A 17,185-nucleotide genomic window follows, 5' to 3' on the forward strand; every position below is an offset into this window, starting at 1 on the left:
ATTGTACAAGTTTTCGCTGAATTCTCTGGCACACATATATGAGGTAAATAAAAAGGCCACTAAGTTGTTAGCTAGCGGCCGGAGGGAGGGTGATTTAAATATTAGCCCAAAGTATTATTTTATTGCCGACAAGAGTTAAACCCTAAAGAGTATATTTCGTCAGGCCCGTCGGCTATTAATAGCGCACCATCACGGATTTAAGTTCAGTGTAATCATCAATAAACGCGCTGCCAAACTCGCGCCCGATGCCCGAGCCTTTCATGCCGCCAAAGGGGACCGCCGGGTCGGCGCCAGCGCGCAGGTGCTGAACGTAACGACGCACCGCTAGCCGGGAAAAGCCGGAGCCCGACGGCTCCGGCAGGCGGCCATCAGGCGCTGGCGATCTCGAGCCGCGCCAGCTGCGCGGCGTTGAGCGTCAGCCCGGCGGCGCGGGCAAAGCTCTCAACCTGGGCGACGCTGGTCGCGCTGGCGATCGGCGCGGTCACCCCTTCCCGGCTCATCAGCCAGGCGAGGGCCACCTCCGCCGGCTTAGCGTTGTGCTGCCCGGCAACCTCTTCGAGGGTATCGAGAATACGCATCCCGCGCGGATTGAGATATTTGGCGATGCCGCCGCCGCGCTGGCTCTGCGCGAGGTCAGCCTGCTGGCGGTATTTACCGGTTAAAAAGCCGGAGGCCAGGCTGTAGTAGGTCACCACGCCAATCTCGCGGCTGATGCAGAGATCGCAGAGCGCGCCTTCGAAGGCGGAGCGGTGATAGAGATTATATTCCGGCTGCAGCACCTGCCAGGCCGGCAGGCCGCCCTTGCGCGCTACTTCCAGCGCCGCCGACAGCTGCTGTGCGTCGAGGTTCGACGCGCCGGTCGCGCGGATTTTTCCCGCCTGCTGCAGGGCCTGGAAGGCTTCCAGGGTTTCCGCCAGCGGAGTTTGCGGATCCGGCCAGTGGGCAAAATAGAGATCGATATGGTCGCTATTCAGGCGGCGCAGGGAGTGGTCTACCGCCTGCTGGATCCAGGCTTTGCTCAGCCCTTTTTGCCCGTCGGGCCCCATATCTGCGCCGACCTTGCTGAAGATTTTAACCCGCTCACGCATCCCCGGCCGCGCCTGCAGCCAGCGGCCGATTATCGTTTCCGACTCTCCGCCCTGATTGCCGTCCGCCCAGCGGGAGTAAACGTCCGCCGTATCGATAGCGTCAAAGCCGTGGTCAACGAAAGCATCAAGAATGGCAAAACTGGTTTTTTCATCGCAGGTCCAGCCGAAAACGTTGCCGCCAAAGACCAGCGGCGCAATGGAAAATCCGGTTTTGCCCAATGGACGTGTCATCATGCCGTTCACTCCTTATTGACCCGTCGTCCTTCAGGTTGCCCGCGCCCGGCCTGGTTCAACTCGAATGAGTGAGGGTCTCGTTTATATTCTGCGTCCTGCGTTATCGGGCCAGGGTCAGAAATGATAGTAGAGAAAGGAAGCCTGAGGCGGGCTTTCCGTGCCCGCCGCCTGCATAACCGCATTATGTCCCGGAATAGACGTCAAAGCTAAAATATTTCCCGGCCAGTTTTTTATAGGTTCCGTCGGCAAGAATTTTGGCAATCGCGCCGTTAATCTCCTGACGTAAGGCGTCGTCGTCCTTGCGCAGGCCAATGGCCGCCCCGGCGCCAAACAGCTTATCATCCTGCAAATGACCGCCAACGAAGGCGAAATCTTTGCCCTGAGGCTGCTGCAGGAAGCTGTAGTCCGCCATCATTCCGGAGAGCACCGCGCCGTCGATACGCCCGGACTCCAGATCCCGCACCACGCTGTCGGCGCCCTGGTAGGCCACGATATTAATTCCCGCCGGACGCCAGTGCTGATTCACGTAGGTTTCCTGCGCCGAGCCCTGCTCCACGCCGATGGTTTTGCCCTTCAGCTGCTCCGGCGTATTGCCGCTCAGCGTATTTTTGCGCGCCACGAGGAACACCGGGCCGTTATAGAGCTTGTCGCTAAAGCCAATCTGCTCTTTACGCTTCTCGGTCATATACATACCGGAGAGAATGGCGTCAAATTTACGCGCCTTCAGCGCCGGAATGATGCCATCGAAGTTGCTTTCCACCCACACGCATTTGGCCTGCAGCTGCTGGCAGATGGCGTTGCCTAAATCAATATCGAAACCCGCCAGCTTGCCCTGCGGATCCTTCCATTCAAACGGCGCAAAGGTCGGATCGACGCCAAAGCGAATTTCCTTATTTTCTGCGGCCAGCGCCGACGTTGAGGCCATCAGCGCAACCCACAGCAGAAGTGATTTTTTCATTATTTACGAGCTCCAGAGATCAGCGGCAGTGCGTTTCAACTAACCGGGCGAAAAGCGTCGCGCCGGTGCTAATAATGTCATCATTAAAGTCGTAGCCTGGGTTATGCACCATGCAGCTGCCCTTGCCGCCCTTCTCGCCGTTGCCCAGCAGGAAGTAGCAGCCCGGACGCGCCTGCAGCATAAAGGCAAAATCCTCGCTGGCGTTCATCGGCGCGATCGACGGCAGCACCTTATCGCTGCCGAAGACCTCCAGCGCCAGCGCCCTGGCAAACGCCGTCTCCTCCTCGCTGTTGGTCAGCACCGGATAGGAGTCATAAACCTCGATCTCGCTGGTTGCGCCGTAGCTTTTGGCGGTGAACTCGGTGATTTCGTGGATGCGTTTAATCAGCAGATCGCGGATCTCGGGCTTCATCGCCCTTACGGTCAGCTCCATCACCGCGCTTTGTGGAATGACGTTGGAGGCGATGCCCGACTGGAAGGTGCCGACGGTCACGACGGCGGTTTCTCCCGGCGGCACGTTGCGCGCGACGATGCTCTGCAGCGCCATCACCAGCGCCGCGCTGGCCAGAATGGGGTCAACCGTGCGGTCAGGGTGAGCGCCGTGGCCGCCGTAGCCGTGAACGGTGATTTTGACCGTATCCGCCGAGGCCATAAAGTTGCCGGCATAAAAGCCGAGCTTGCCGACCGGCAGCCCCGGCATGTTGTGCAGCGCAAAGATGCGCTCGCAGGGGAAGCGATCGAACAGCCCGTCTTTAATCATTAAATCCGCCCCGCCGATGGCCTCTTCCGCGGGCTGGAAAATTAGGTGCACGGTGCCGTTAAATTCGCAGGCCGGAGAAGCGATATACTTCGCCGCCGCCAGCAGGATAGTGGTGTGGCCGTCATGGCCGCAGGCGTGCATTTTTCCCGCCACGGTGCTGGCCCAGGGCAGGTCGGTGGTTTCAAAAATCGGCAGCGCGTCCATATCGGCGCGCAGCCCGATGGTGCGCGGCGAGTCGCCCTTGCGCAATGAACCGACCAGCCCGGTTTTTCCCAGCTCGCGGGTCACCTGATAGCCCCACTCCGTCAGCTTTCCGGCCACCAGCTCGCTGGTATTAAACTCTTCGAGGCTTAATTCCGGATTGGCATGTAAATAATGACGGATCGCAATCATTTCATCTTCAGCTGCTTTAATTTCTGGAATTACAAAATCGGTCATGCCGGTCTCCGGGAAATAAGATCGTCATTCTGCCTGCATCCGCGTGGGCAATAGTCCGGCCGCTCCCGTTTTCGCCCGGTCGGGCGCGGTATACGGCCGCTAATCCGGGTAAACGCCTGGGCGTTCGCCGCGCTGCAGAGCAAAATTCATTGGGTCAGGATATCTTCAATAATTGACGTTCCGACGGCGCCGAAACCTGAAGGATGAAGAATATACTCAGAGTCAATAACTTATCTGGATAAGCGGTTATTGCAAGCAGCATTTCTAATTCCTGAGGGAGCCATCATCTTATTTACTAATGATTATTCAGCGCCTTATCAAAAGCACCGGGGAAAATACGCCGGCGCCTGGCGCAGTAGAAAACGCGCCGCCGGGCAGGCTATTTCACCCCGGCTGGGAGCAGAGTAATAAGCTAATAAACAGGTAAAATTTAAATATAAACTTTTAAGTTCTGGGTCTTTATCACAATTTCATTCTACGATCGCCGACCTTAATCCCGTTTATCGCAACCCCTACGGCAGAGTGTAAAAATGAAATATCAGCTCCTTTTTCTGGCATCGGCGCTGGCGCTCGCCGGCTGCAGCGCGCAGGGCGATACCGCCAGCCAGCAGCGCGCCAGCATTCAAAAAATGCGTACCGAAACGCTGAGCAAACTTTATTCCCTGCACCCGGAAGCCCGCGCCGATATTCAGCATTCTGACGGCTACGCGGTATTTGCCAGCAACAGTAGCAAAATTCTGCTGTTCGGCTTCGGCAGCGGCTATGGCGTCGTTAAAGATATCCGCAGCGGTAAAGATACCTATATGAAAATGGCCCAGGGCGGTGCCGGCGTGGGCGTGGGGATAAAACAGCAGCGCACCGTGGTGGTGTTCCACGATAAAGCGGCGCTGAATAATTTTATTACCCGGGGCTATGTCGTCGGAGCCGATGCCAACGCGGCGGCGAAATATAACGATAAGGGCATTGCGCCGGTCGGCGCCTCGGCCAACGGCGTCGCGAAGGAGACCGCGTCCCTGCCTTCGAAGGTTAACGTCTACGAAATGACCGAAAAAGGGCTGGCCGCCCAGGCGATGATTAACGGCTACAAGTACTGGCCGGATGACGAGCTGAATAAAAGATAGGACAGGCGCTCCCGGAGACGGTATGCAATACCGCTCCGGGATGCCGCAGGCTAGCGGCTAGTTGTTGAGAAGACCATTCACCAGAATTGAGGTGATGATCCCGGTCGCCGCCGCAATCAGTACGTAGTTACCGTCAATATAGGACCAGTGCTGCCCCTGAGGAGGCGCCGGCAGGCCGCGATCGTGCCAGTTATTAATCCGGTACGCGCTGCCGCGATAGTGCTCAGGCGCGGGCTGGCCTTTGCGGAAGTCGTGGCCGTTCCAGGCGAAATGCTCCTGCTCGTGGCGATCCTGACGATGATGCTGCGAAGCACCTGCGCGCCCCTGCTCGCCGCGATTCGGTCCACGATGATTGCCGTTATCCTGATGGCCGTTATCCTGATTGCCGTTATCCTGATGGCCGTTATCCTGATGGCCGTTCGCCTGGTTTCCCTGCGGCCCGTTGCCGGGCCCCTGCTGACGATTGCCGTCGCTTTTGCCGTGCCCGGACTCATTTTGCCATACCTGCTGGCCGGGAGCGTTGTTGCCATTCGGGCCGTCGGCGTAGGCCAGCGACGTGATCGTGCAGGATAAAATAACTGCCAGAGTAATAATCTTTTTCATTGTCCACCTCCTGATATATTTCCTTTTTACCGGCGGAATGTGGAGAAACGGTGAGTATCGGGATAACCAGGAGTATTCCTGGCATATTGTCGCGGGCGCTAAATTTAATAATCTGGTGGATATGGCGTTTGCCAGAACCAATAAAAAAAGGCCGCTTGCGCGGCCCTTTTATACAGAACAGTCAGTATTTACTCAGTGACTTTCTTTTTCAAATCGTCAGCACCCTGCTTGGTTTTATCCCAGCCTTCCTCGGTGACGGCTTTGGTTTTATTCCAGCCTTTTTCAGTACCTTCTTTGGTCTTATCCCAACCCTTCTCGGTACCTTCTTTGGTCTTGTTCCAGGTTTTCTGCGTGCCTTCGCTGACCTTGCTGCCCAGGCTATCGCTTTTGCCTTCAGCCGCGTGCTGAGACTTGAGCTTCAGCTCATCGCCTTCATTCTGGGCCTTATGCAGCTTTTCCTTCGCCGTGTTAGCCCCTTCATGGGCCGCCGCGACGGTTTCATCAGTAGCGTGTGTGGTGGTGGTTGCAGCAAAAACGGGAGCTACTACCAGAATCGCAGATAACGCAATCATTGCCTTTTTCATAATTTCCTCTCTAACGTGCTTAGTGTTATGAGTCGCATTCAGCATGGCACAAGATTCTGCCGTTTGGCTTTAGGGATAGTTCTTAAAACTGCCTCTGGCGCTGACAGCCTGTTTTTTAGGCAGTTAAGCACCGGTCGCGGCCATTCTTATCAACTCCTGCAAAGTTGTTACATTTTATGAAATCGACATTTCATATATCTGCCGTTTATTTTCACACGAGAATAATTATCAAAATCATTATATTTATAATTAGCAAACGGAACTCACATTATGGCAATGAAATCAGTAAGTTCGCTTATTCTTACTGCGCTAATCTCCGCCCCGCTGTCCGGCTATGCCACCCAGTACCCGCTCACCGTGACCGACCTCGACGGCCGCAGCATTACTCTCCAGCACGAGCCGCAGCGCATCATCCTGCAGGACGGCCGGGATATTATGGCGCTGGCGCTTCTCGACCGTGATAACCCCTTTAAGCGGCTGGTAGCCTGGAATAATCTGGCGAAAAAACAGGACGTTGAAACCTGGAAGATGCTGCAGCAGAAGTGGCCGCAGTCGGCGAGCATTCTGGATATGGGCTTTAGCGATAAGGGCAATATTGACCTTGAAAGCGTGATTTCCCGCCAGCCGGACCTGATGATTGCCCAGCTGCGCGCGAAGCCGGCGCTGGAAGAGAGCGGCATTATCAGCAAGCTCGGCGCGCTCAATATTCCGGTGCTGTTTGTCGATTATGAAGTGAACCCGGCGAAGGATACCGCCCCGAGTATCGACCTGCTGGGCCAGGTGCTCAACCGTGAAAGCAACGCCAAAGCCTATACCGACTACTATCGCCAGCAGCTGCAGGCGATTCGCCAGAAAACCGCCGCCATCGCGCCGAAGGCGAACGTCTTCGTCGAGGCGCTGGCGGGCAACAGCGACGCCTGCTGCTTTACCCACGGACATAGCGGCTGGGGCGGGCTGGTTGAAGCGGTGGGGGCCAATAACATCGGCGCGCAGGTGCTGCCAGGCGCCTCCGGCTTTGTGGCGCTGGAGAAGGTAATTAGCATGAAGCCCGACGCCTATATCATGACCGGCTCAAGACGTGGCAACAGCCAGGTTCTGCCGCTGGGCTACCGGGTTAATCCGCAGGAGGTGAACGCCCAGGCTCAGGTTCTGCTCTCGCGGACCGGCGTCAGCGCCATCCCACCGGTGAAGGCCGGCCGGGCCTACGGGATCTATCACCACTTCTACAACCATCCGTGGAATATCGTCGGTATGGAGTATCTGGCGAAAGATATCTATCCGCAGACCTTTAGCCGCCTCAGCCCGGATGACAGCTACCGCTATATCGTGCGCCATTTCACCACCCTGCCCGACCTGCCCTTCGTCTTTTCCTGGAAACAAGGTGAGTAAGCGCCCATGAGCTCGACGACTGAATCCGCCCTCGAAGCCCAAGGCGCCGGGCGGGACGTGATGGCCAACTACCGCCACATCGTGCGCCGCCGCATCGCTTTTATGCTGCTGCTGGCGGCGCTGATTATTATCTCTCTGCTGCTCGATTTTATGATGGGTCCGTCCGGGATGCCGCTGCAGACGCTGTGGCAAACCCTGATCGATCCGGCCAGCGCCAGCGCCGGAACGCGGGTCATCGTCTGGGATATCCGCCTGCCGTACGCCCTGATGGCAATTATTGTTGGCCTCGCGCTCGGCCTCGCCGGGGCGGAGATGCAGACCATCCTCAACAATCCGCTGGCCAGCCCCTTTACCCTCGGCGTCTCCTCGGCGGCAGCCTTCGGCGCGGCGCTGGCCATCGTGCTGGGGATCGGCATTCCGGGGATCCCCAGCCAGTGGTTTATCTCGGCCAACGCCTTTATCTTCGCGCTGCTGGCCGCCCTGCTGCTGGACGGCATTACCCGCTGGACCCAGGTGGCCTCCTCCGGGGTTATCCTGTTCGGCATCGCGCTGGTCTTTACCTTCAACGCGCTGGTCTCCATGCTGCAGTTTGTCGCCAACGAAGACACGCTGCAGGGGCTGGTGTTCTGGACCATGGGCAGCATTGACCGCGCCTCGTGGCAGAAGGTCGGCATCCTGCTGGCGGTGCTGGCGGTAGTGATGCCGCTATCGATGCTGAGCTCGTGGAAGCTGACGGCGCTGCGCCTCGGCGAAGATCGGGCCATGAGCTTCGGGATTAACGTGCGCCGCCTGCGCCTAACCACCCTGCTACGGATCAGCATCCTGTCGGCGATTTCGGTGGCCTTCGTCGGTCCGATTGGCTTTATCGGCCTGGTGGCTCCGCACATCGCACGCCTGATTTTCGGCGAAGATCACCGCTTTTACCTCCCTGCCAGCGCCCTGATCGGTGCGCTGGTGCTGTCGCTGGCCTCCGTGGCGTCGAAGAATCTGATCCCCGGCGCCATTATTCCGGTCGGGATCGTCACCTCGCTGGTTGGCGTTCCGTTCTTTCTGAGCATCATTCTGCGCCACCGGGGGAACGTATGAATCCGCACATCTCTACGGGGCTGGCGCTGTCGCGCTTCAGCGCCGGCTATCCGAAGCGCCAGGTTATCCGCGACCTGACGGTACCGCGTCTGCCGCGCGGTGAAATCACCGCCCTGCTGGGCCCCAACGGCAGCGGCAAATCGACCCTGATGCGGGCGATGGCCGGCCTGGGCCCCTCGACGGGGGAGCTGTCGTTTGACGGGGAAAACCTGCTGGCGCTGCCGTTTGCCCGGCGGGCGGAAAAGGTGGTCTATCTGCCGCAAACGCTGCCGGCGGGCGTCCATCTGCACGTGCTGGAGTCGATTATCGTCGCCCAGCGCGCGGCCGGCGGCGTGCACGACGCGCAAAGCCAGCAGCAGGTGATGTCCCTGCTGCGCCAGCTGGGCATTGAACATCTGGCGCTCAGCTACCTCGACCGGCTTTCCGGCGGGCAAAAGCAGCTCGTCGGCCTGGCCCAGTCGCTTATCCGCCAGCCGGCGCTGCTGCTGCTCGATGAGCCGCTCAGCGCGCTGGATTTGAACTATCAGTTCCACGTGATGGATCTGGTGCGCAGGGAGACCCGAAGACGCAATATCGTCACCCTGGTGGTGGTGCATGACATTAATATCGCCCTGCGCCACGCCGATCGCGTGCTGATGCTAAAAGAGGGGCGTCTGCTGGCCGAGGGGGCGCCGTCGCGGGTGATTACGCCGGAGATCTTAGCCGAGGTGTACGGCGTGCGGGGACGCATTGAGCCCTGCTCGCAGGGGATCATGCAGGTGATTATTGACGGACTGGTCGGCAGCGCGGTGCCGGCGTAGGCGGCGGTGGCCTTGAGCAGCGCCGACGCCCTGAACCGGGGCGCCGGCCTGAGGCGGCAATTAATGATCGAGGTAGAGGTAGTTTTCCCAGCTTTTCATGCGGATCAGGATCTTACGAATAAGCGACAGGTGCTCGAAGTGTCCGGAATAGACCGCCGCTTCGACGTCAGTCCCCTGCGGTAAACGGTAATTTTGCAGGCGCGGATCGTTCACTTTGAAGACCACCAGCGCCCGGCCGTGACCGATTAGCGCATCGGTGGTCAGCAGCTTGCCCTGGCCCTGAAACTGGCTTTCACCGATTGCCGGCAGAACCTCGACGACCTCCGCGCTGAAAACGGTGCCCGGGATCGCCGGGAACAGCAGCTCCGCCTTCTCCCCGGCCTGCAGACGCTGCAACGAGTTCTGTCGAAACGCCGCGACGTATTCACGGGACTGATTCTCCGTCACCGGCACAAAGGTCATAACCGGCGCGAGACCCAGGGCCGTCGACATGGTGCCGGGCCGCAGGCCCACGGTGCTCACGTAGCCGTCAGACGGCGCGCGCACCACGGTATTCTCCCGCTTAAATTCGGCTTCCCGCAGCTGCGCCAGCAGCGAGGCAACCCGGGTATTTTCCCCGTGAACCACGGAGTGCAGGGCATTCCGCGCCTGGACAACGTTCTCTTTTGCGGCCGCTACCGCGGCTTCGTCCGCTTTCCACGTCTGGCGACGGGTATCGACCATCTGATCGGAAAAGGCACCCTTATCATGACCGGCAGCAAAACGGGCATACTCCCGCTGGGCCCGGTCGCGCTCGGCGCTGGCTTTATCCAGGCTGGCCCGGGCGCTATTTAGCGCCGAGTCGAGCGATAGCGCGTCCTGGCTGGCCGCTTTTACCTGCGCCTTGAGGTCATCCACTTTGGCCTGGAACGGAGTCGGATCAATAGTAAACAGCACGTCGCCCTGCTTCAGCATCTGATTGGCCTGAACCGGAACGCTGGTCACGCGGCCCCGCGTCTGCGACACAATGGGCACCGTACGAAATACCTGCTTGCCCGTTTCGGTATACGGAAAGTTATAATTCATCCCTAAAATAAGCGCCCCGATAATAACGATCCCACCTAATACCGCGGTCGGCACCGTCCATTTATTGAGCGGAATACGAAATATTTTAAAAATAACGATACAGAGTGCGGAATAGCACAGCAGCAGCAGCGTTTCCATTATTTATCCTCCTTCGTGGCGACGCCTTCAGCAGCCACCGGCAGCGAATGATGGCCTTTCAGGGTATTTAATTCCTGCTGCAGCGTATCCAGCCGCGTTAATACCTGAGTCAGGTGCCGATGCAGATCGCCGCTTTCCTGCTGCGCCTTCTGCATTCCCCAGCCGCGGTCCTCGCGCCACAGCGTCGCCCAGATCCACAGCAGCGGCCACAGCACGTGAAGCGTAAACAGGCTGACCCAGCCGGCGTAGTGAATAGCATCCTGGTGCGGATGATTTCTTTTTTTGGCAATTTCGTACGGGATATCGTGGATCACAATTATCCCGTAAAATAGAATCAGCACCACCGCAATCAGGATGGCCAGAGCGATATAGTCAAGAGTCATCGAATACTCCAGAGTTCAATAAGAGAAATAAATACCATCCCGACGGCGTGCCGAGGCCGGGTGGAAATAGCGATACAGCGTGCTGCGAGTTTATTTTACGCGGCAGCTTGCGGGAGAGAGTAAATAACTACTCGCGGAATAATTAAAATTTATCAGGGATTTTTCGGTCGATAGATATTAGCCGGCCCTTTTTCACCGTAATATATCCTCCCTCTTTCAGAGCGGCCAGTACCTGATAAACGTAGCTGCGCGAAAGGTTGGTGCGTTTGATAATAAAGGCGGACAGGCTTTCACGTTGCCCGTCGTCAATCCCGGTGCGGAACAGGTAGCGGGAAAGCATCGATTTGATGGTCTGAAACCCCGACAGATTACCCCGTTCATTGTGGGCATCAATCGCGAAGATGCCCATATAGACCAGAATAGTGGTCAGCTCCTGCATATATTTTGGCGACGAGTGAAAGAATATGCGCTCAAAATCGGCGACCGTGACTTTGGCAAAAAGACACTGCCCCTGGCACTGATAGAGCCAGTTCAGCTGCGGAAAGTAGCGTTCCGGCAGGCCCAGCGGCATATGCTCAATCACAATCCCTAACAGATTTTGCGCATCGCCCACCGCCAGCGTCATTTGCCCCTGCAAAAGGAAGTAGATGTACCCCTCTGCGGGCTGAAAGCGCGTGCCGGCGGCCCATTCAACCTGCTCACCGCAGGCGATAACCTCGGGGAGATGCGTGCTCAGTTCCAGATTCTGATAGGAAGAGTAGATATCGCCAAAGCTGCTATTCACCCCGTTCTTTCCCCGTCAGAAAAATCCGCTGAACAAATCATTGCCTAACAAAATATACATAAGATTTATAGAGAGTAAAAGTCCACAGCTGGAGTTCCTGCCGCGATCGTCGGCCGCTTTGCGGCGTCAATCCGCGGGCCGCGTTTTTTTTGCCCTGTCTCCCACTTTAGGCATCACGGCGTTTCGATCTGCACGGGGCTATGCTTTAATAAAGCTAAACCGGTTTAATATAGTTTAGCAACGAGGTGAGATGAGCATGAACGCAAAAGTTTGGGTGGTCGGAGATGCGGTGGTGGACCTGCTGCCGGAGAGCGGAGGGCGGCTGCTGCAGTGTCCAGGCGGCGCGCCGGCCAACGTCGCGGTAGGCGTTGCCCGCCTCGGCGGAGAGAGCGGATTTATCGGTCGCGTCGGCGACGATCCCTTCGGCCGCTTTATGCACCAGACCCTAAGTCAGGAGCGGGTTGACGTGAGCCATATGCGCCTCGACCCGCAGCAGAGAACCTCAACCGTGGTGGTCGATCTCGACAGCCACGGTGAGCGCACCTTTACCTTTATGGTGCGCCCCAGCGCCGACCTCTTTTTGCAGCCGGAGGATCTCCCGGCCTTCGCGCCCCGCCAGTGGCTCCACGTCTGCTCTATTGCCCTCAGCGCTGAGCCAAGCCGGAGCACCACCTTCGCGGCGATGGAGCAGATCAAAAGCGTCGGTGGCTGGGTAAGCTTCGACCCCAATATTCGCGAGGACCTGTGGCAGGACCCGGCGCTGCTGCAGGCCTGTCTCGACAGGGCGCTGTCGCTTGCTAACGTGGTGAAGCTCTCTGAGGAGGAGCTGGTCTTTATCAGCGGCAGCAGCGATCTGGCGCAGGGTATCGCCATCTTAAGCCAGCGCTACCGGCCGGAGCTGCTGCTGGTCACCCAGGGTAAAGCCGGCGTGCTGGCGGCTTTTCAGCAGCAGACGATCCACTTTGCGGCGAAGCCGGTGGTCAGCGTCGATACCACCGGCGCGGGCGATGCCTTCGTCGCCGGGCTGCTCTCCAGCCTCGCCGCCAACGGCATACCGACCGACCTGGCGTCGCTGGAGCCCGCGCTGCAGCTGGCGCAAACCTGCGGCGCGCTGGCGACCACCGCCAAAGGCGCCATGACCGCCCTCCCCTGGCAGCACGATCTCAATCGCCAGTTTTGATCCCTCGCGGGCCGTCCTCAACGGCCCGCTTTGTTGCCTCCGTCACAATTATTAAATCGGTTTAGCAAAATTCATTTCGCTATGCTACATGTCGCGTTTAACATATGAATTAAACCGGTTTAGCAAAACAACACATCATTCATTTTTATCTTTGGGATGCGAACAGCATGTACAAAAAAAGCACACTTGCCGTCCTTATTGCTTTGCTAACCGGAGCCGGTACGGTCCATGCGCAAACGGATTTAAGCACTATCGAAGCCCGCCTGATGGCCCTGGAAAAGCGCCTCCAGGACGCGGAAAACCGGGCGCAGACTGCGGAGAACCGCGCCGACTCGGCCGAGAAGAAAGTTGAGCAGCTCACCACGCAGCAGCAGAAGACCCAGGACAACACCCAGCAGGTGGCCCAGCGCACCGCCCAGCTGGAGAAGAAAGCCGATGAAAAGAGCGGCTTTGAGTTCCACGGCTACGCCCGCTCCGGCGTAATCATGAACGACTCAGCCTCCAGTACTAAATCCGGCGCCTACATGACGCCTGCGGGGGAAACCGGTGGAGCTATCGGCCGCCTGGGGAACCAGGCCGACACCTATGTTGAAATGAATCTTGAACATAAGCAGACCCTGGATAACGGCGCGACGACCCGCTTCAAAGTGATGGTGGCCGACGGACAAACCACCTACAACGACTGGAGCGCAAGCTCCAGCGATTTGAACGTTCGTCAGGCCTTCGTAGAACTGGGCAACCTGCCGACCTTCGAAGGCCCGTTTAAAGGTTCCACCCTGTGGGCCGGTAAACGCTTCGACCGTGATAACTTCGATATCCACTGGGTCGATTCCGACGTGGTCTTCCTTGCGGGTACCGGCGGCGGTATTTATGACGTGAAGTGGAACGACAGCCTACGGAGTAACTTCTCTCTCTACGGACGCAACTTCGGCGATATTGATGATTCGAGCAATAGCGTGCAGAACTACATCCTCAGCATGAACCACTTCATCGGCCCGGTGCAGGTGATGGTCAGCGGGATGCGGGCGAAAGATAATGACGATCGTAAAGATACCAACGGTAATCTGGTCAAAGGCGATGCGGCAAATACCGGGGTACATACGCTACTCGGTTTGCACAACGACAGTTTTTACGGCCTGCGGGAAGGCAGCAGCAAAACGGCCCTGCTCTACGGCCACGGCCTGGGCGCAGAAGTGAAAGGCCTCGGTTCCGACGGCGCGCTGCGTCCGGGAGCCAATACCTGGCGCTTCGCCAGCTACGGCACCACGCCGCTCAGCAAGAACTGGTTTATCGCTCCGGCGGTGCTGGCGCAGAGCAGTAAAGACCGCTATGTCGATGGCGACAGCTACCAGTGGGCGACCCTCAACATGCGTCTGATTCAGGAGATCAACCAGAACTTCGCTCTCGCTTACGAAGGCAGCTACCAATATATGGATCTCAAACCCGAGGGCTATAACGACCGTAATGCGGTGAACGGCAGCTTCTATAAACTCACCTTCGCACCGACCTTTAAGGTCGGCAGCATCGGTGATTTCTTCAGTCGTCCGGAGATCCGTCTCTACACCTCGTGGATGGACTGGAGCAAAAAGCTGGATAACTACGCCAGCGATGACGCTTTAGGCAGCAGCGGTTTTAAATCGGGCGGCGAATGGTCGTTCGGTATGCAAATGGAGACCTGGTTCTGACGGCAAGGGTCTGAAACCAGCTTAAAACCGCGGCATCAGTCCTCTGCTGCCGCGGAAATAAAACCAACAAATAATAAATGCATTCAGAGGGTACTATGGATTTCGAACACATTTCCCGCTCGCTGCTTCCGCTGTTAGGAGGCAAGGAAAATATCGCCAGCGCCGCGCACTGCGCCACGCGCCTGCGCCTGGTGCTGGTCGATGATTCGCTGGCCGACAAGAAGGCCATCGGCGAAATCGAAGGGGTTAAGGGCTGCTTTAATAACGCCGGTCAGATGCAGATTATCTTTGGCACCGGCATCGTCAACAAGGTCTACGCCGCGTTTATCCAGGTCGCCGGGATCGGCGAGTCCAGCAAGTCGGAAGCCGCCAATATTGCGGCGAGAAAGCTCAACCCGTTCCAGCGCATTGCGCGCCTGCTGTCGAACATCTTCGTCCCTATTATTCCGGCTATCGTCGCCTCCGGCCTGCTGATGGGCCTGCTGGGGATGGTAAAAACCTACGGCTGGGTCGATCCGAGTAACGCCATCTATATCATTCTCGATATGTGCAGCTCGGCGGCCTTTATCATTCTGCCGATCCTGATTGGCTTCACCGCCGCGCGCGAATTTGGCGGCAACCCCTATCTCGGCGCAACCCTCGGCGGCATCTTAACCCACCCGGCGCTCACCAACGCCTGGGGCGTGGCCGCCGGTTTCCATTCGATGAACTTTTTCGGTCTGGAAATCGCCATGATCGGCTACCAGGGCACGGTATTCCCGGTGCTGCTGGCGGTGTGGTTTATGAGCATCGTCGAGAAGCAGCTGCGCCGGGTCATTCCTGACGCCCTCGATCTGATCCTGACGCCGTTCCTGACGGTGATCATCTCCGGCTTTATCGCCCTGCTGATTATCGGCCCCGCCGGCCGCGCGCTGGGCGACGGCATCTCGTTTGTTCTTAGCACCCTGATCGCCCACGCCGGCTGGCTGGCCGGGCTGCTGTTCGGCGGCCTCTACTCGGTTATCGTGATCACCGGTATTCACCACAGCTTCCACGCCATTGAGGCCGGACTGCTGGGCAACCCGTCGATCGGCGTCAACTTCCTGCTGCCGATTTGGGCCATGGCCAACGTTGCCCAGGGCGGCGCCTGTCTGGCGGTATGGTTTAAAACCAAAGATGCCAAAATCAAAGCCATCACGCTGCCTTCGGCCTTTTCCGCGATGCTCGGGATCACCGAAGCGGCGATATTCGGTATTAACCTGCGCTTCGTGAAGCCGTTTATCGCGGCCCTAATCGGCGGCGCGGCGGGCGGCGCGTGGGTGGTATCGATGCACGTCTACATGACCGCGGTCGGGCTGACGGCAATCCCGGGTATGGCTATCGTGCAGGCCAGTTCGCTGCTGAACTATATTATCGGGATGGTTATCGCCTTCGGCGTGGCCTTTACCGTTTCCCTGCTGCTGAAATACAAAACGGACGCTGAATAATGTCACTTCCTTCACGTTTGCCGGCAATTTTACGCGCCGTGATGCAGGGCCAGCCGCGCGCGCTGCGCGATAGCCACTATCCGCAGTGGCACCTGGCCCCCACCACCGGCCTGATGAACGATCCTAACGGCTTTATCGAATTTGCCGGGCGCTATCACCTGTTTTACCAGTGGAACCCGATAGCCTGCGATCATACGTTCAAGTGCTGGGGGCACTGGAGCTCCGCCGACCTGCTGCACTGGCAGCATGAGCCGATTGCGCTGATGCCGGACGAAGAGTACGACCGCAACGGCTGCTACTCGGGGAGCGCCGTCGATAACGACGGCAAATTGACCCTGTGCTATACCGGCAACGTGAAGTTTGAAGACGGCAGCAGAACCGCGTGGCAGTGCCTGGCGACGGAAAACGGCGACGGTACCTTTAGCAAAACCGGCCCGGTGCTGGCGCTGCCGAAGGGCTACACCGGCCACGTCCGCGACCCGAAGGTCTGGCAGCATGAAGGCCGCTGGTTCATGGTCCTCGGCGCCCAGGATCTGCAAAAGCGCGGTAAGGTGCTGCTGTTCAGCTCCGCGGATTTGCACCAGTGGGAGGCGGCAGGCGAAATTGCCGGCAGCGATCTCAACGGCCTGCGCGACGCCGGCTATATGTGGGAGTGTCCGGACCTCTTCCCGCTCGCCGACCAGCATATCCTGATCTGCTGCCCCCAGGGCATCGCCCGCGAGGCCGATCGCTTCCTCAACACCTATCCCGCCGTGTGGACGGCGGGCCGCTTCGACTACGCCAGCGCCCGCTTTGACCACGGCGCGCTTTATGAGCTCGATGCCGGCTTCGAATTTTACGCCCCGCAGACCATGCTGGCCGCCGACGGCCGGCGGCTGCTGGTCGGCTGGATGGGGGTTCCGGACGGCGAAGAGATGCGCCAGCCGACCCTCGCCCACGGCTGGATCCACCAGATGACCTGCCTACGGGAGCTGGAGCTGCGCGACGGCAAACTCTACCAGCATCCGGTGCGCGAGCTGGCGGACCTGCGCGGCGAGGCCCGCGGCTGGCAGGGGCTTGGCCTGCCGCTGGCGCCGATGGACATGGTCTTTGAGGTGGCGCCCGGCGACGAGCTGGCGATTGATTTCGGCGGCGCCCTCAGGCTCACTCTCGACGCCGACGGCATTCGCCTCGAACGCCGCAGCCTGGCCTGCGACGACGCGCTCTACCGCTACTGGCGGGGAGAGGTGCGGGCGCTGCGGATCTTATGCGACAGCTCAAGCATTGAGATTTTCATTAACGGCGGAGAAGGCGTGATGAGCAGCCGCTATTTCCCGCAGTATCCCGGGCAAATGATTTTCAGCGGTGCGACGCCGGCTGCATTCTGCTACTGGCCGCTGCGGCCATGCATGGTAGAATCAGCGTTTTAATTTCGGGCGTATGC

General features: G+C 58.5%; 16 protein-coding genes and 1 pseudogene. 8 read left to right on the plus strand and 9 right to left on the minus strand.

Annotated features, from left to right (window positions below; genetic code table 11):
• Positions 1-175: 175 nt before the first annotated feature.
• The 4 genes and pseudogenes from RTE01_RS07040 to RTE01_RS07055 form a co-directional block, all read right to left on the minus strand.
• Positions 176-289: pseudogene (locus RTE01_RS07040) on the minus strand (aldehyde dehydrogenase family protein); the annotation flags it as partial.
• Between the two features lie 79 nt (positions 290-368).
• Complete coding sequence (locus tag RTE01_RS07045) at positions 369-1,322, minus strand: aldo/keto reductase (protein WP_134525381.1); 954 nt, start codon at positions 1,320-1,322, stop codon at positions 369-371.
• A gap of 181 nt (positions 1,323-1,503) precedes the next feature.
• Positions 1,504-2,280: an ABC transporter substrate-binding protein gene (locus RTE01_RS07050; protein WP_041144462.1), complete on the minus strand. Its 777-nt coding sequence runs from the start codon at positions 2,278-2,280 to the stop codon at positions 1,504-1,506.
• A 19-nt stretch (positions 2,281-2,299) separates the two neighbouring features.
• Complete coding sequence (locus tag RTE01_RS07055; RefSeq protein ID WP_141334870.1) at positions 2,300-3,478, minus strand: M20 aminoacylase family protein; 1,179 nt, start codon at positions 3,476-3,478, stop codon at positions 2,300-2,302.
• A 530-nt stretch (positions 3,479-4,008) separates the two neighbouring features.
• On the opposite strand from RTE01_RS07055, the gene RTE01_RS07060 reads away from it, so the two are divergent.
• Positions 4,009-4,599: a lipid-binding SYLF domain-containing protein gene (locus RTE01_RS07060; RefSeq protein WP_123551050.1), complete on the plus strand. Its 591-nt coding sequence runs from the start codon at positions 4,009-4,011 to the stop codon at positions 4,597-4,599.
• Between the two features lie 57 nt (positions 4,600-4,656).
• Here RTE01_RS07060 and RTE01_RS07065 read toward each other — a convergent pair whose 3' ends face one another.
• Positions 4,657-5,202, minus strand: a complete 546-nt coding sequence (locus RTE01_RS07065) for an RcnB family protein (protein WP_134525380.1) — start codon at positions 5,200-5,202, stop codon at positions 4,657-4,659.
• Between the two features lie 188 nt (positions 5,203-5,390).
• Positions 5,391-5,786, minus strand: coding sequence for a hypothetical protein (locus tag RTE01_RS07070; RefSeq protein WP_134525379.1), 396 nt, complete (start codon positions 5,784-5,786; stop codon positions 5,391-5,393).
• A 270-nt stretch (positions 5,787-6,056) separates the two neighbouring features.
• Here RTE01_RS07070 and RTE01_RS07075 point away from each other — a divergent pair, with 270 nt between their 5' ends.
• Genes RTE01_RS07075 through RTE01_RS07085 form a run of 3 tightly spaced genes read left to right on the plus strand, consistent with a single transcriptional unit; the run spans position 6,057 to position 9,061 of the window.
• Positions 6,057-7,175, plus strand: coding sequence for an ABC transporter substrate-binding protein (locus tag RTE01_RS07075; RefSeq protein ID WP_134525378.1), 1,119 nt, complete (start codon positions 6,057-6,059; stop codon positions 7,173-7,175).
• 57 nt (positions 7,176-7,232) lie between these two features.
• Entirely contained in the window at positions 7,233-8,261 is a 1,029-nt protein-coding gene (locus RTE01_RS07080; RefSeq protein WP_166793767.1) for a FecCD family ABC transporter permease, read from the plus strand.
• Positions 8,258-9,061 (plus strand): ABC transporter ATP-binding protein, encoded by an 804-nt coding sequence (locus tag RTE01_RS07085; protein ID WP_141334872.1) that lies wholly within the window; start codon positions 8,258-8,260, stop codon positions 9,059-9,061. The genes RTE01_RS07080 and RTE01_RS07085 overlap by 4 nt, the downstream gene beginning before the upstream one ends.
• Before the next feature lie 60 nt (positions 9,062-9,121).
• Here RTE01_RS07085 and RTE01_RS07090 read toward each other — a convergent pair whose 3' ends face one another.
• The 3 genes from RTE01_RS07090 to RTE01_RS07100 all read right to left on the minus strand — a co-directional run bounded on the left by RTE01_RS07090 (position 9,122) and on the right by RTE01_RS07100 (position 11,431).
• Positions 9,122-10,264 carry an HlyD family secretion protein gene (locus RTE01_RS07090; RefSeq protein WP_141334874.1) on the minus strand — a complete coding sequence of 381 codons (1,143 nt, stop codon included), beginning with the start codon at positions 10,262-10,264 and terminating at the stop codon, positions 9,122-9,124.
• On the minus strand, positions 10,264-10,647 hold the full coding sequence (locus tag RTE01_RS07095; RefSeq protein WP_141334876.1) for a DUF3302 domain-containing protein: 384 nt from the start codon (positions 10,645-10,647) through the stop codon (positions 10,264-10,266). The genes RTE01_RS07090 and RTE01_RS07095 overlap by 1 nt, the downstream gene beginning before the upstream one ends.
• 142 nt (positions 10,648-10,789) lie before the next feature.
• Entirely contained in the window at positions 10,790-11,431 is a 642-nt protein-coding gene (locus RTE01_RS07100) for a helix-turn-helix domain-containing protein (protein WP_134525377.1), read from the minus strand.
• Between the two features lie 256 nt (positions 11,432-11,687).
• Between RTE01_RS07100 and RTE01_RS07105 the strand changes: the two genes are divergently transcribed.
• The 4 genes from RTE01_RS07105 to RTE01_RS07120 all read left to right on the plus strand — a co-directional run bounded on the left by RTE01_RS07105 (position 11,688) and on the right by RTE01_RS07120 (position 17,171).
• A complete protein-coding gene (locus RTE01_RS07105) occupies positions 11,688-12,611 on the plus strand; it encodes an aminoimidazole riboside kinase (protein WP_041144451.1) in 924 nt (307 codons plus the stop codon).
• 167 nt (positions 12,612-12,778) lie between these two features.
• Complete coding sequence (locus RTE01_RS07110) at positions 12,779-14,296, plus strand: carbohydrate porin (protein WP_115193393.1); 1,518 nt, start codon at positions 12,779-12,781, stop codon at positions 14,294-14,296.
• Between the two features lie 95 nt (positions 14,297-14,391).
• Positions 14,392-15,762, plus strand: a complete 1,371-nt coding sequence (locus RTE01_RS07115; protein WP_076944818.1) for a sucrose-specific PTS transporter subunit IIBC — start codon at positions 14,392-14,394, stop codon at positions 15,760-15,762.
• A complete protein-coding gene (locus tag RTE01_RS07120; RefSeq protein ID WP_141334878.1) occupies positions 15,762-17,171 on the plus strand; it encodes a sucrose-6-phosphate hydrolase in 1,410 nt (469 codons plus the stop codon). Before RTE01_RS07115 ends, RTE01_RS07120 begins: the two co-directional genes overlap by 1 nt.
• The last annotated feature ends 14 nt before the right edge of the window (positions 17,172-17,185 follow it).

This window comes from Klebsiella terrigena (assembly GCF_006539725.1).
Taxonomy (GTDB): domain Bacteria; phylum Pseudomonadota; class Gammaproteobacteria; order Enterobacterales; family Enterobacteriaceae; genus Klebsiella; species Klebsiella terrigena.